The sequence below is a fragment of the Amycolatopsis sp. lyj-109 genome, from assembly GCF_046548995.1.
GTDB lineage: Bacteria > Actinomycetota > Actinomycetes > Mycobacteriales > Pseudonocardiaceae > Amycolatopsis.
The window spans coordinates 24135-37472 of the sequence record NZ_JAJPWR010000040.1 but is presented as its reverse complement, the minus strand read 5'-3'; the positions used below and the strand labels follow the sequence as shown (position 1 = coordinate 37472).

Below are 13338 nucleotides of genomic sequence, written 5' to 3'. Positions count from 1 at the left end.
CTAATTACCACTCACGAGGGTACCTACGGGAGGTTCCTCATGAGACTGCGCCGCACCCTGCCCGTCGTCGCCGGGCTGGCCCTGCTGGCCGGCTGCGCGCCCACCCAGTCCGCACCCGCGGGCGGCGGCGGGGACGACAAGACCGGCACCGTCCGCGTCTGGCTGTTCGACGAAGCCAACCGCGCGCCGAAGGAGGCCGCGGTCAAGGAGGCGATCACCGAGTTCAAGGCGGCGCACCAGGGCGTCGAGGTCGACGTCCAGTGGGTGCCGGTCGAGGGCCGCGCCGACAAGTTCTCCGGTGCCTTCAACGACCCGGCCAACGCCCCGGACGTCGCCGAGTTCGGCAACACCGACGTCTCCAGCTACGCGGCCACCGGGGCGCTGGCCGACCTGACCGGCGACCTCGCGGCGTGGGGCGCGGGCAAGGACCTCATCCCGACCGTGCTGGACACCGCGAAGTCCGGTGGCCAGACCTACGGCCTGCCCTGGTACACCGGCATCCGGGCGCTCTACTACCGCACCGACGTCTTCACCGAGCTCGGCCTGAAGCCGCCGTCGACGCTGGCCGAGCTGACCGACACCGCCCGCCGGATCCGCGCCGCCAAGCCGGACCTCTACGGCATCTCCGTCGGCGGCAAGTACACCTACGCGATGCTGCCCTTCCTCTGGGCCAACGGCGGGGAGCTGGCGCAGGAACAGGGCGGCAAGTGGACGTCGGCGGTCACCGGCGAGCAGGCGAAGGCCGGCGTCACGCAGTACGCGAACCTGCTCAAGGACGACATCTGCCCGCCCGCGCAGTGCGCGAACCTGACCGGTACGCAGAGCGTCACGGCGTTCGCCGGCGGGAAGGCCGGGATGACGATCGGCGGCGACTTCAACCGCAAGGCCGTCGAGCAGGGCGCGGTGAAGGGCAAGTACGCCGTCGTGCCGCTGCCGGGCCTGACTGTGGGGAGCACCGCGCCCGCGTTCGCCGGCGGCAACCTCCTGGGCGTGTTCAAGGCGAGCAAGCACCGCGGCCTGGCGCTGGAGTTCGTCGAGCTGCTCGGCGGCGCGAAGTACCAGGAGAAGATGTACACCGCGATGGGCAACCTGCCGACGCTGGGCAGCGTGCAGCGGAAGCTCGCGGCGAACGACCCGTTCCTCAAGCCGTTCGTCGACACGCTGAAGGCGGGCACGAAGTTCGTCCCGGCGACGCCGGCGTGGTCGAAGATCGACAGCCAGAACGTGCTGCCGACGGCCGTGCAGCAGATCGCCACCGGCGGCAAGGACCCGTCGGCGGCCCTCGCCGACGCGGCCGCCGCGATGGACAAGGCCTTCGGCTAGTGGTGACGGTCCAGGAGGCCTCTTCCGTCACGGCCCCGGCGCGGCGGCCGAGGCGGACGGGGGACGGCCGGGCCGCCGCGCTCTACCTCGCCCCGGCGGGCATCCTGCTCGCCGCGCTGCTGGCCTACCCGATCTACCAGTTGGTCCTGATCTCGTTCTACGACTACGGCCAGCCGCAGGCCGCGGGCAACGCGCCCCTGGTGTTCCTCGGCTTCGCGAACTACGCCGACCTGCTGTCCCAGGCGCAGTTCTGGACCGTGCTGGGCAAGACGGTCGGGTTCGCCGCGGCCTGCGTCGTGGGTTCGCTGCTCGTCGGCACCGGGCTCGCGGTGCTGGCTTCGCGGGTGCGTTCGCTGCCCCGGATGCTGCTGTTCCTGGCCGCGCTGGGCGCGTGGTCGACCCCGGCGATCGCGGGCTCCTACGTCTGGCTGTTCCTCTTCGACACCGACTTCGGCCTGGTCAACGAGGTGCTGTCGGGCCTCGGGCTGCCGTTCGAGCACCACTCGTGGACGTTCGGCACGCTCGGCGCGTTCGGCCTGGTCGCCGCCGAGGTCATCTGGTGCTCGTTCCCGTTCGTGCTGGTCACGATGTACGCCGGGATCAAGGGCGTGCCGGACGAGGTCCTGGAGGCCGCGTCGCTCGACGGCGCGTCGGTGTGGCGCACGACGTGGACGATCGTGCTGCCGATGGTGCGGCCGTTGCTGATGATCGCGACCGTCCAGTCGATCATCTGGGACTTCAAGGTGTTCACCCAGATCTACGTGATGACCAACGGCGGCGGCGTGGCCGGGCGCAACCTCGTGCTCAACGTCTACGCCTACCAACAGGCCTTCGCCGGGCAGGAGTACGGCCTCGGCTCGGCGATCGGAGTCGTGATGACGCTGTTGCTGCTGTCGGTCACCGGGCTGTACGTCCGGGCGCAGCGCCGGAGCGCGGCATGGCTGTGAAGCGCCCCGGGCGCCTGATCGCCGAAGTCGTCACGGTCGTGATCGCCGGGATCGTTGCCTTCCCGCTGTACTGGATGCTGCTCTCGGCGGTGAAGCCGGCGGGCGAGATCCAGACGGCGAACCCGAAGCCGTGGACGCTCAGCCCGTCGTTCGACAGCTTCTCGCGGGTCCTCACCGTGTCGGGCTTCGGGCGGTTCTTCGTCAACAGCCTGCTCGTGGCCCTGGTCGTCGTGGCGCTGTCGCTGCTGCTGTCGTTCCTCTCGGCGGTGGCTCTGACGCGGTTCGCCTTCAAAGGCCGGACCGTGCTGCTGGTGATGACGCTGGTCGCCCAGATGGTGCCGGTGGAGGCGCTGACCATCCCGCTGTTCTTCCTGATGCGGTCGCTCGGCGGGGTCGTGCCGGCGTTCGGTTTGAACGAGCTGGGTTCGCTGGTCCTGGTGCACCTGGCGTTCAGCCTGCCGTTCGCGATCTGGATGCTGCGGGGCTTCGTCGCCGCGGTGCCGGTGGAACTCGAAGAGGCAGCGAAGCTCGACGGCGCGTCACGGATGCGGTTCACCTGGCAGATCCTGTTCCCGCTGGTGGCGCCCGGGCTCGTGGCCGTGAGTGTGCTGGCGTTCATCCACGCGTGGAACGACTTCCTGTTCGCCAAGACGTTCATCGTCTCCAAGACCGAGAACCAGACGCTGCCGCAGGCGATCCTGGTGTTCTTCAAGCCCGAGGACACCGACTGGGGCGCGGTGATGGCATCCTCGACGCTGATGACGATCCCGGTGCTCGTGTTCTTCGTCCTCGTCCAACGACGGCTGGTGTCCGGCATGGCCGGCGCCGTGAAGGGCTGACATGGCTTTCGACACCCTGCTCCCCCGCCCGGTTTCGGTGACGCCCGCGCCGGGTTCCTGCCCGTGGCCGTCCACAGTGGACGTCCGGCCCGCTGCGCTGCCGCCGGAGGGCTACCGGCTCACGATCTCCCCCTCGGGCGTGGTCCTGGAGGCGGCCGACGCCGCCGGCGAGTGCTACGGGCGGGAGACGCTGCGGCAGCTGGCGGGGCCGGCCGCGTTCCGGGTGGCCGGTTTCGCGCCGTCGTCGCTGCCGTGCGGGGTCGTCGAGGACCATCCCCGATTCGGGTGGCGTGGCTGCCTGCTGGACGTCGCCCGGCACTTCCGGACGAAGGCCGAGGTGCTCCGGTTCGTCGACCTGCTGGCCGCGCACAAGCTGAACGTGCTGAACCTGCACCTCACCGACGACCAGGGCTGGCGCTTCGAGGTGCCTTCCCTCCCGCTCCTGACGTCGGTGGGCGGCTGGCGGCCGTCGTCGATGGTGGGCAGCGGAGGCGAGCAGGACGGCCGTCCGCACGGCGGGTTCTACACCGGCGACGACCTTCGGGAGATCGTCGCCTACGCCGCTTCGCGGGCCATCACGGTGGTGCCGGAGATCGACATCCCGGGCCACGCGCGGGCGGCTTTGGCGGCCTATCCTTCGCTGGGGACGTCGTCGTCCTACGAAGTCTGGACTTCGTGGGGCATCAGCACCTCGCTCCTTTCGCCGACTCCGTCCGCATTGGACTTCTTCCGGACGGTGTTCGACCACCTGCTGGCGATCTTCCCGTCCCCGGTGATCGCCCTCGGCGGCGACGAGACACCGGGCGCGACCGACGAGCACCGCGCGTTCGTCCGGCAGCTGGCCGAGTACCTGGTGGCCCGCGGCCGCACCCCGATGGGCTGGGACGAGGTCCTCGACATCGGCGGCCTGCCCCCGATGGTCATCGCCGCCTGGCGGAACGAGGAGGCGGGCCGGCAGGCGGCGTCGGCGGGGCACGACGTGGTGCTGTGCCCGGAACAGCACGTGTACCTGGACCACCGGCAGTCCGCGGATCCCGGCGAGCCGATCCCGGTCGGCGAGGTGCACACGCTGGAGGACGTGTACGCGTACGAGCCGGCGCTGAGCGGCCCGCGGCTGCGGGGCGTGCAGGCGCAGGTGTGGAGCGAGCACTTGGACAGCGTGCGGCGGGTGGACTACATGGCGTTCCCGCGGCTGTCGGCGTTCGCCGAGGTGGCGTGGAGCTCCGGGCCGCGGGACTATGCGGAGTTCCTGCCGCGGCTGCGGGACCACCACCTGCCGCGGCTGGACGCCTTGGGGGTGGAGTACCGGCCGTTGGCCGGGCCGCATCCGTGGCAGCTGCGGCCCGGGGTGCCCGGCCGGCCACGCTGACTCAGCCTGGATTCACCTATCTGCCGCGGCTTGTCGTGAGTGGTAATTCGGGTTCTAACCCTAATTACCACTCACGACCATTTGCGGCAGCAGCGTCACCGTGACCGACTTCGCCGGGCCGACGTTGCCGGCCGCGTCGATCGACCGGTACTCGATCCGGTGCGTGCCGTAGCCCGGCTTGCGTTCGGAGAACGGCGACACCGTCAGCCCGCCCTCGCCGAGGTTGCCGTACGCGAGCCCGTCGATGTCCGTGCCGCGCGGGGTGAACAGGTACGGCGCGTTCGGGTCCGTCGGCCAGCCGAAGTACTTGTGCCAGCCGTCGCCGTCGACGCGGAACTCCGGCATCCCGTCGGGCGAGGTGAGCCGCATCGTGAACGAACCGTGGTACGCGGTGCCCGCCGGCAGCTCCGCCGTGGTCTCCGGGCCCGTCGCGTCCACCGTCCAGCTCACCGTCGTGCCGCCGGTCGTGGCGGTGAGCGTGTGCGTGCCGCGGGGTGCGTCGAGGGCGTGGTCGGAGCCGGTCCCGGCGTAGCGGCCGTCCAGGGTCCAGACGACCTCGGGGATCGAGCCGGTCGGCTCGCCGGTTTCGACGTACACCACGTCGTGGCCGCCGACCGGGCGCGAAGTCGGCGTCGAGGCCACCACCGCCGGACCACTCGCGGGCGGCGTGACCACCGCTGTATCGACCGTCCAGGTACGAGTTGCGGCGGGCCGGGCCGCCGGGTCGCGGACGAACGGCGTCGGGTCGGTCACCGTTGCGGTCAACGTGTGGCGACCGGGCCGCACGTGCGCGCGGCGCAGGTCGACCGCGTCCCGGCCGGGCAGCGCAACGCCGTCGAGGGTCCAGCGAATGTCCAAGCGGTGGTCCACCGGGTGCATCGGGCGCACCCGGACCACCCGGTCGGCGCCGATCGTCCCGGCCGGGGTGCCGCCGGTGATCAGCGGGACCTTCGCCGCGATCCGCTGCGTCATCCGCTCGCGGCCGACCTGGTCGAACGCGTAGCCGAGCGTCTTCATCATCGAATGCCTGCTCGGCCGCCAGACGCCGGTTTGGGTGTACAGCCCGCCTTCGAAGCGGCCGATCGTGCCGCCGGACTCGCTGGGCTCGCCGAGCCAGCGCCACCACTTCGCGTGCTGGGCGCGCAGCTGCGGCTCGGTCAGCAGGGTGTGGTGGATCGACGCGGGCTCGCCGCCTTCGTACGCCCCACCAGGAACTGCGCGCGCGTAGTAGTCGTACTCGTCGTCGAGGCCGCCGAGCGAATGGCCGAGTTCGTGCGGCGAAATGAGCGCGGACAGGGCGTTCCCGCCGGACGCCGTCGCGTAGGTGCCGCCCGCGCCGCCGTAGGTGGTGCTGTTGCCCAGCGCGAGGATCTGGCGGTTCGCGCGGGTCGTGCCCGGCACGAGGTCGGCGTACCGCTGAGCGGCCGCGTCGTCGACGGTCAGCAGCCGCTGCACGCTCTGCGGGTTGCAGCCGCCCCAGAAACCCATGTCCAGCGGGGTGTCCCGGCGGGGTGCGTCGAGCGAGGGGTCACAGTCCACACCGGACTCCGGCGAGGCGATCGACACGGCGTAGACGTTGAAGTAGCTGCGGTAGGACTTGAACGGCTCGAGCGACCACAGGGTGCTGACGTGCCGCTCGACGTCGGCGAAGAACTTCGGCTGCTCGGCGGCGGTGTAGCCGTCCCCGAGGACGACGAGGGTGAACCGCTGAGTGACCGGCCCGGTGACCTGCACTTCGGTGACGGTGGCCGTGGGCTCCGCGGCGTGCGCCGGAGTGGCGAGCCCGAGGGACAGGACGAACGCTGCGAAGAACCCCACCCATTTCCGCATGATCCCGGTCTACCGCAGTACTTCCGTGACCGGAACCGCCGGAAGTCGGACTATTCTCGGGCGATGGGGAATCGAGGGGAATCCTGGTCGCCGCGGGTGTGCTCGCGCTGCTGGCCGCGTGCTCGCCTGCCGAGCCGGTCGCGAGCACCACCTCTTCGGCGCCGCCACCGACCACGAAGGCGGTGCCGGCTTCGGACGCGCCGGCCCTGGGCGCCAGCCCGGGCTCTCAGCCACCGACCACGCCTCAGCCGCCACCGCCGCAGTCGCCGGACAAGGTCACCTCGGCCTGCCCCTTCCTCGGGGTGAACGACGTCCGCGCCGCCATGGGGGCGGCGCTCGATGCGTGGGCCGAAGAAGCGGCACCGGACCGGTCATGGCGGGCTGCGATCTACCGCTGCGACTACCCCTCCCGGGTCGGCGGCAGGCAGATCCACCAGCTCTACGTCGCCGCCGTTCCGGGGACCGGGCGGTTCGACGCGGTGCTGAAGGAATGGTCCCAGGAGTGCGCGGACGCCGCGGTGCCGGTCGCCGGGGTCACCGGGACAGCGCGCACCTGCTCTCCGACCACCCCCGGAAAGGAGGGCGTCGTGCTGATGGTCGCGAAAAAGTCCCACGGCGAGACCCGGTTGGCGGAGCTGGACCTGCGTCCCCAGCGAACCGAGGTCTACGCGAAGATCGCCCAGCTCCTGCTCGACCGGTTATAGGTCGTTATACGCGGGTCAGCCGGTACCAGACCTCCGGCCGCCCGACCTGGCCGTAGTGCGGCTCGCGGTGGGCCATGCCGTTGTCCGCCAGATACTCCAGGTACCTGCGCGCCGTCACACGGGACGCGCCGATCGCGCTCGCCGCCGCGCCCGCCGAAAGTCCTTCCGCCGCGCCGGAAAGCGCGTCCGTGATCGCCTCCAGGGTCTGGACGCTCATGCCCTTCGGCAGCGGGGGCTGCTCGGTCGTGCGCAGCGCGCCGAGCGCGCGGTCGATCTCCGCCTGGCCGGTGACCTCGCCGGACGCGTCGCGGAATTCCGCGTAACGCTCGAGCTTTTCGCGCAGGGTGGCGAAGGTGAACGGCTTGAGCAGGTACTGCACCACGCCGACCGAGACCGCCGCCTTGACCAGGCCGAGGTCGCGCGCCGACGTCACGGCGATGACGTCGATCGGCAGGCCGGCCGCGCGCAGCGAGCGGCAGACCGCCAGGCCGTGGGTGTCCGGCAGGTAGAAGTCCAGCAGCACCAGGTCGACCGGTTCGCGTTCGCAGAACCGCAGTGCCTCGCCGCCGGAGTGGACCACGCCGGCCACCGCGAACCCGGGGAGCCGCTCGACGTAGACGCGGTGCGCCTCCGCGGCGACCGGCTCGTCTTCCACCACCAGCACGCGGATCACCGGGCCGCCTCCTGCCGCGGCAGCCGGACGGTGAACACCGCGCCGTCGCCGCGCCCGACCTCGACCGCGCCGCCGTAGCGGCGCACCGCCTGCCCGACGAGAGCCAGCCCGAGCCCGTGACCGTCCTCGGCCTTCGTCGACCACCCCCGCCGGAACACGTCGGCATCCTCGGGCACGCCGGGCCCGGAGTCGGCAACGCGCAGCAGCAGCCCGTCCTCCTCGGAGCGGGCGGTGACGACGACCTTCGGGTGGCCGGTGCCGCGCACGGCCGCGTCGAGGCCGTTGTCGATCAGGTTGCCGAGGATGGTCACCAGGTCGCGGGCTTCGACGCCGAGCGAGGCGTCGTCGATCACGGTGTCCGGGGTGACCGTCAGCTCGACCCCGCGCTCGCTCGCTTCGGCGGCCTTTCCCAGCAGCAGCGCGGCGAGCACCGGCTCGGCGACGGCACCGACGACCCGGTCGGTCAGCTCCTGGGCGAAGGCGAGCTCGGCGGTGGCGAACTCGACGGCCTGCTCGGGTTTGCCGATCTCGACCAGGGAAACGACCGTGTGCAACCGGTTCGCCGCCTCGTGCGCCTGCGACCGCAGCGCCTCGGCGAGCCCGCGGGCGGTGGTCAGTTCCCCGGTCAGCGACTGCAGTTCCGTGTGATCGCGCAGGACGACGACGGTGCCGTGCGAGCGGCCGGCCGAGCGGACGGCGGTCGTGCTGACCAGCAGCACGCGCGAGTCCGTCAGGTGCAGTTCCTCGGCCCGGTTCTCCTCCGACGTGAACGCCTCGGCCAGCCCGTCCGGCAGGCCCAGCGTCGCCAGGTCGCGGCCCACCGGGTCGGCGTCGAGGCCGAGGAGCATGCGCGCGCCGTCGTTGCAGAGGCCGATCCGCCCGTCCCGGCCGACGAGCAACACGCCTTCGCGCACCGAATGCAGGACGGCCTCGTGGTATTCGAAGAGGTTGCTCAGCTCGTCCGGCGCGACGCCCCGGGTCTGGCGCCGCAGCCGGGCGCTGATCAGCCAGCCACCGAGCGCGCCGACCACCAGCACCGCGGCCGCCACGCCGAACAGCGGCCACAGGCGTTCGCGCAGCTCGGCCGAGATCGCCGCGACGGTGATCCCGACCGCGACCAGCGCGATCACCCGGTGGCCGGCGTCGAACACGGGCACGACGGTGCGCACGGACGGGCCGAGCGAGCCGGTGTAGGTCTCGGTTTGCTCCTCGCCGCGCTGCGCCTTGTCGATGTTCCCGATGTAGTGCTGTCCGATCAGCGCCGGAGTCGGGTGCGTGTAGCGGATCCCGGCCGGGCTCATGATCGTGATGAAGTCGACGCGGGTGTGGTCCTTCACCCGCAGTGCGAACGGCTGGAGCGCCGCGCTCGGGTCCGGCGTCCCCAGCGCCGCCACGACACTGGGCGCGTCGGCGACCGTCAGGGCGACCACGCGGACCTGGTCGCGCGCGTTCTCGTCGACCGCCCGCTGCGCGTCGAGGTAGGCGAAGGTGATCCCGGCGCCGGCCAGCACGCAGAGCACCACCAGCTGCAGCACGAGCAGCTGGCGCGCGAGGCTCCAATGGGACCGCACCGTCGGGGGCACCTCCTCATACCAGCACACCGCGCGAGCCGCTGTCCGAACGGGACGGTGCGATCATCACACGAACTCAATGAACACAAGTGAGCCGGATCACCGAACTCGGCCTACAGTGTGCCGCAACCTGGACATCCCCGAGCTGGAGGCAACGGTGCCTACACCGACCCCCGACGCGGCGCCGCGCCGCGACAAGACCCGCTACCTGTACCTGGCCGTGATCGTCGCGGTCGCGCTGGGCATCGCGGTCGGCTTCCTCTTCCCCGGCTTCGCCAAGGGCTTGAAGCCGCTGGGCGACGGCTTCGTGAACCTGATCAAGATGATGATCTCGCCGATCATCTTCTGCACCATCGTGATCGGCGTCGGGTCGGTCGCGAAGGCGGCGAAGGTCGGCAAGATCGGCCTGATGGCGTTGGTCTACTTCATCGCGATGTCGACGTTCGCGCTGGCGATCGGCCTGATCGTCGGCAACCTGCTGCACCCCGGCACCGGGCTGCACCTCAACCCGGGCGACGTGAAGAAGGCCCACGACTCGGCCACCGGCTCCGCCGGTCCGGTGGAGTTCGCGCTCGGCATCATCCCGAAGACGCTCGTCTCGGCGTTCACCGAAGGCCAGGTGCTGCAGACGCTGCTGGTCGCGCTGCTCGTCGGCTTCGCGTTGCAGAAGCTCGGCCCGAAGGGCGCGCCGATCCTGCGCGGCATCGAGCACATCCAGCGGCTGGTCTTCCGGATCCTGGCGATGATCATGTGGGCCGCCCCGATCGGCGCGTTCGGTGCCATCGCCGCGGTGGTCGGCGCGACCGGGGTCAACGCGTTGAAGAGCCTCGCGGTGATCATGATCGGCTTCTACCTGACCTGCCTGGTGTTCGTGTTCGGCATCCTCGGCACGGTCCTGTGGGTGGGTGCGCGGGTGAGCATCCTGAAGCTGCTCAACTACCTGCGCCGCGAGTTCCTGCTGATCCTGTCGACGTCGTCGTCCGAGTCGGCGCTGCCGCGGCTGATCGCGAAGATGGAGCACCTCGGTGTCGGCAAGTCGGTCGTCGGCATCACCGTGCCGACCGGGTACTCGTTCAACCTCGACGGCACCGCGATCTACCTGACCATGGCGACGCTGTTCATCGCCTCCGCCCAGGACGCGCCCCTCTCGGTCGGTGAGCAGATCGTGCTGCTGCTGTTCATGATCATCGCGTCGAAGGGCGCGGCCGGCGTCAGCGGCTCGGGCATCGCGGTGCTCGCCAGCGGCCTGCAGTCGCACCGGCCCGATCTGGTCGGCGGCGTCGGGTTCATCCTCGGCATCGACCGGTTCATGTCGGAGGCCCGCGCGCTGACGAACTTCGCCGGCAACGCCGTCGCGACCGTCCTCATCGGGAACTGGACGAAGGAGTTCGACCGCGACCAGGCGCACCGCGTGTTCGCCGGTGAGGAGCCGTTCGACGAAGCCACCATGCTCGACGAACACGAACCGGTGAAAACCGAGCCGGAGGGCGAAAAGGTCCCGGCTTGACCCCTTGACGTTCGTGCTCACTGCCCCCGCTGAGCACGAACCACCGCGGGCCGCGGTGCGAGTCCCCCCGACCTCGCACCGCGGCCCGTTCCACGTCTCCGCCAAGGGGCACTTTCACGTGAAAGTGCCGCTTTGCCGCGCAAAGCGCCGCTTTCACGTGAAAGCGGCGCGTGCGGCGTTCAGGAGGCGGCTTGGGTGTCGTAGGTGAGGCGCGCGGCGGTGATCTCGTCGCGGTGCTGCTCCGCCCAGCCGAGCAGGCCGTTCAGCGACTGGTACAGCTCCTTCGCCATCGACGTGGCTTCGTACTCCACGCGCGGCGGGACGGTCGGGTAGATCGTGCGGACCAGCAGGCCGTCACGCTCGAGGTTGCGCAGGGTCAGGGTCAGCATCCGGCGGCTGATCCCCTCGACCGCGCGTTCCAGCTCGGTGAACCGCACGGGGCCGCGGATGGCCTCCAGGAGGATGCCGATCGCCCACTTGCCGCTGATCCGGTTGATGACCTCCAGCACCGTGCAGACGTCGAGTTTCTCCGGGTCGATCACGGTGACCTGGACAGGTACACCGATGTTCCCCTGGGACATGAAAGTGCCTCCTTACCGGCGACCCCATGGTCACACATGATGGGCACTGTTACAAGAAGTGCCCTGGCAACGACCAGGGGAACTCTCGACTGGAGGGGCCTACTGTGCCATTCGACAACAACGTGGCCGAGAACCACCCCACCCGCTCCCGTGGCCTCGCGTTGGCGGTGCTGTGCGCCGCCTCGCTGATGGTCGTGCTCGACAGCAGCATCGTCGCGGTGGCGCTGCCGGCGATCCAGGCCGACCTCGGGTTCACGCCCGCCGGGCTCTCCTGGGTCTTCACCGCCTACCTGGTCGCCTTCGGCGGCCTGCTCCTGCTCTCCGGGCGGCTCGGCGACCTGCTCGGCCGCCGCCGCGTCTTCCTCGGCGGGCTGAGCCTGTTCACGCTCGCGTCGCTGGCCGCGGGCCTGGCCGCGGACGCGGGCGTCCTGGTCGTGGCGCGGTTCGCGCAGGGCATCGGCGGCGCGCTGGCGTCGGCGGTGGTGCTCGGGATGATCGTCACGATGTACCCGGAGCCCCGCGCCCGGGCGAAGGCGATCGGTGTCTACAGCTTCACGCAGGCGGCAGGCGCGTCGATCGGGCTCATCGCGGGCGGCGCGCTGACGCAGGCGCTGAACTGGCACTGGACCTTCTACGTCAACCTGCCGATCGGCGTGGCGGCGCTGCTGCTGGCCGTCCGGGTGGTCGAGGCCGACCGCGGCACCGGCCTGCGGGAGGGCCTGGACGTGCTCGGCGCGGTCCTGGTCACCGCCGCGGTGATGCTCGGCGTGTACGGCGTTTCGTCGTCGTCCTGGGGCGCGGTGCTCGCCGCGGTCGTCCTGCTCGCGGCGTTCGCGGTGCGGCAGGCGAAGGCGCGGACGCCGTTGCTGCCGCTGCGGCTGTTCCGGATCCGTGCGGTGGCCGGCGCGAACGTGGTGATGGTGCTGATGGTCGCCGGGATGCTCGGCTTCCAGTTCGTCACAGCGTTGTACCTGCAGCAGGTGCTGGGCCTCGACGCGCTGGGCACCGGCATCGCGTTCCTGCCGGTGCCGGCGGTGATCGCGGTGGCGTCACTGGGCTTCGCGGGCAAGCTCGCGGCCCGGTTCGGCCCGCGGGCGGTGCTGCTGACCGGACTCGGCCTGGTGATCGCGGGCCTGCTGCTGCTCACCCGCGTCTCCGTCGGCGGCTCCTACTTCGTCGACGTCCTGCCGCCGCTGCTGCTGATGGGCCTGGGTGCCGGCGCGGCCATCCCGGCGCTGATGGGCCTGGCGATGGCGGACGTCCCGGCGGAGGACGCCGGCGTGGCGTCCGGGCTGATCAACACGACCCAGCAGGTGGGTGCCGCGGTCGGCACCGCGGTGCTGGCCGCGGTGGCCGCTGCCCGGACCGAAAGCCTCGGTGCGGTGGACCACCGCGAGGCACTGGCGGCCGGGTTCCGGCTGGCCTACGGGGTCAGCGCCGGCTTCCTGATCGCGGCGGTGGCACTGGGCGGCCTGGTCCTGGCCCGCCGCACCCGGAAGGCCGCTGCCACGGCCCCGGCGGTTTCGGAGCCGGAGGTCTGCAGCGCCGGTCAGGCCAGGTAGGTGGAAAGCCCACGGTGGCCCCGCCGCATCATCAGCGCGTGGTTCGCGCGGAAGAGCGGCCGGGCCACCGTGTCGAAGCGCCGCAGCAACTCCTTACGGGCCTGGACGTCCTGCGTGATTTCCAGCAGCGTGCCCGCGCCCGCCGCGCGGACCGCTCCCGCCAGGGTCCCGTCGAGGTCGCCGCTGAGCCTGACCCGCATCAGGCCCGAGCGCTCGTCCTGGTGGTCCCGGTGCATCCGGACGACGATCCGGAACGGCAGCCGGGACCGGCAAACCAGCTCGGCGGTGTCGTCGTCCACGCGATGCACCGCGCGGACGTCCGACCACCACCGCGGGTAGCCGGCGAGGTCGGTGACCACGTCGAACACCCGCCCGGGCGCGGTACCGGGAAGCAGCCACGTGCTGCGGAACCGGTACAGCGCGCCCGTCACG

At 71.1% G+C, this 13338-nt stretch carries 12 protein-coding genes; 7 read left to right on the top strand and 5 right to left on the bottom strand.

Features of this window, described 5'->3' with window-relative positions:
- Positions 1-39: 39 nt before the first annotated feature.
- The 4 genes from ACLJQF_RS45975 to ACLJQF_RS45960 are packed head-to-tail and all read left to right on the top strand — an operon-like array spanning position 40 to position 4478.
- Positions 40-1323, top strand: coding sequence for an extracellular solute-binding protein (locus ACLJQF_RS45975; protein WP_410616750.1), 1284 nt, complete (start codon positions 40-42; stop codon positions 1321-1323).
- A complete protein-coding gene (locus ACLJQF_RS45970; RefSeq protein WP_410616749.1) occupies positions 1323-2270 on the top strand; it encodes a carbohydrate ABC transporter permease in 948 nt (315 codons plus the stop codon). Before ACLJQF_RS45975 ends, ACLJQF_RS45970 begins: the two co-directional genes overlap by 1 nt.
- The gene (locus ACLJQF_RS45965) at positions 2261-3109 is read left to right on the top strand and encodes a carbohydrate ABC transporter permease (RefSeq protein ID WP_410616748.1); all 849 of its coding nucleotides are present in this window, start codon (positions 2261-2263) and stop codon (positions 3107-3109) included. The genes ACLJQF_RS45970 and ACLJQF_RS45965 overlap by 10 nt, the downstream gene beginning before the upstream one ends.
- A 1-nt stretch (position 3110) precedes the next feature.
- The gene (locus ACLJQF_RS45960) at positions 3111-4478 is read left to right on the top strand and encodes a beta-N-acetylhexosaminidase (RefSeq protein WP_410616746.1); all 1368 of its coding nucleotides are present in this window, start codon (positions 3111-3113) and stop codon (positions 4476-4478) included.
- 60 nt (positions 4479-4538) lie between these two features.
- On the opposite strand, the gene ACLJQF_RS45955 is transcribed toward ACLJQF_RS45960, so the two are convergent.
- The gene (locus ACLJQF_RS45955) at positions 4539-6308 is read right to left on the bottom strand and encodes a M64 family metallopeptidase (protein ID WP_410616745.1); all 1770 of its coding nucleotides are present in this window, start codon (positions 6306-6308) and stop codon (positions 4539-4541) included.
- A gap of 98 nt (positions 6309-6406) precedes the next feature.
- On the opposite strand from ACLJQF_RS45955, the gene ACLJQF_RS45950 reads away from it, so the two are divergent.
- The gene (locus tag ACLJQF_RS45950; protein WP_410616743.1) at positions 6407-7012 is read left to right on the top strand and encodes a hypothetical protein; all 606 of its coding nucleotides are present in this window, start codon (positions 6407-6409) and stop codon (positions 7010-7012) included.
- A 4-nt stretch (positions 7013-7016) separates the two neighbouring features.
- On the opposite strand, the gene ACLJQF_RS45945 is transcribed toward ACLJQF_RS45950, so the two are convergent.
- Both ACLJQF_RS45945 and ACLJQF_RS45940 read right to left on the bottom strand, forming a co-directional pair.
- The gene (locus tag ACLJQF_RS45945) at positions 7017-7685 is read right to left on the bottom strand and encodes a response regulator (protein ID WP_176171321.1); all 669 of its coding nucleotides are present in this window, start codon (positions 7683-7685) and stop codon (positions 7017-7019) included.
- A complete protein-coding gene (locus ACLJQF_RS45940; protein ID WP_410616742.1) occupies positions 7682-9256 on the bottom strand; it encodes an ATP-binding protein in 1575 nt (524 codons plus the stop codon). The genes ACLJQF_RS45945 and ACLJQF_RS45940 overlap by 4 nt, the downstream gene beginning before the upstream one ends.
- Before the next feature lie 157 nt (positions 9257-9413).
- Here ACLJQF_RS45940 and ACLJQF_RS45935 point away from each other — a divergent pair, with 157 nt between their 5' ends.
- Positions 9414-10763 carry a cation:dicarboxylate symporter family transporter gene (locus tag ACLJQF_RS45935; protein ID WP_410616741.1) on the top strand — a complete coding sequence of 450 codons (1350 nt, stop codon included), beginning with the start codon at positions 9414-9416 and terminating at the stop codon, positions 10761-10763.
- Between the two features lie 179 nt (positions 10764-10942).
- Here ACLJQF_RS45935 and ACLJQF_RS45930 read toward each other — a convergent pair whose 3' ends face one another.
- Positions 10943-11344 carry a winged helix-turn-helix transcriptional regulator gene (locus ACLJQF_RS45930; RefSeq protein ID WP_410616739.1) on the bottom strand — a complete coding sequence of 134 codons (402 nt, stop codon included), beginning with the start codon at positions 11342-11344 and terminating at the stop codon, positions 10943-10945.
- 122 nt (positions 11345-11466) lie between these two features.
- Between ACLJQF_RS45930 and ACLJQF_RS45925 the strand changes: the two genes are divergently transcribed.
- The gene (locus ACLJQF_RS45925) at positions 11467-12906 is read left to right on the top strand and encodes a DHA2 family efflux MFS transporter permease subunit (RefSeq protein WP_410616800.1); all 1440 of its coding nucleotides are present in this window, start codon (positions 11467-11469) and stop codon (positions 12904-12906) included.
- On the opposite strand, the gene ACLJQF_RS45920 is transcribed toward ACLJQF_RS45925, so the two are convergent.
- The gene (locus tag ACLJQF_RS45920; RefSeq protein ID WP_410616738.1) at positions 12894-13337 is read right to left on the bottom strand and encodes an SRPBCC family protein; all 444 of its coding nucleotides are present in this window, start codon (positions 13335-13337) and stop codon (positions 12894-12896) included. The two genes, ACLJQF_RS45925 and ACLJQF_RS45920, sit on opposite strands and share 13 nt — an antisense overlap.
- Between the last annotated feature and the right edge of the window lies 1 nt (position 13338).

Bases quoted from the DNA above. Each gene is read 5' to 3' on its own strand.
- ACLJQF_RS45960 (WP_410616746.1), top strand. From the start codon at position 3,111: ATGGCTTTCGACACCCTGCTCCCCCGCCCGGTTTCGGTGACGCCCGCG.
- ACLJQF_RS45955 (WP_410616745.1), bottom strand. From the start codon at position 6,308: ATGCGGAAATGGGTGGGGTTCTTCGCAGCGTTCGTCCTGTCCCTCGGG.
- ACLJQF_RS45965 (WP_410616748.1), top strand. From the start codon at position 2,261: ATGGCTGTGAAGCGCCCCGGGCGCCTGATCGCCGAAGTCGTCACGGTC.
- ACLJQF_RS45975 (WP_410616750.1), top strand. From the start codon at position 40: ATGAGACTGCGCCGCACCCTGCCCGTCGTCGCCGGGCTGGCCCTGCTG.
- ACLJQF_RS45930 (WP_410616739.1), bottom strand. From the start codon at position 11,344: ATGTCCCAGGGGAACATCGGTGTACCTGTCCAGGTCACCGTGATCGAC.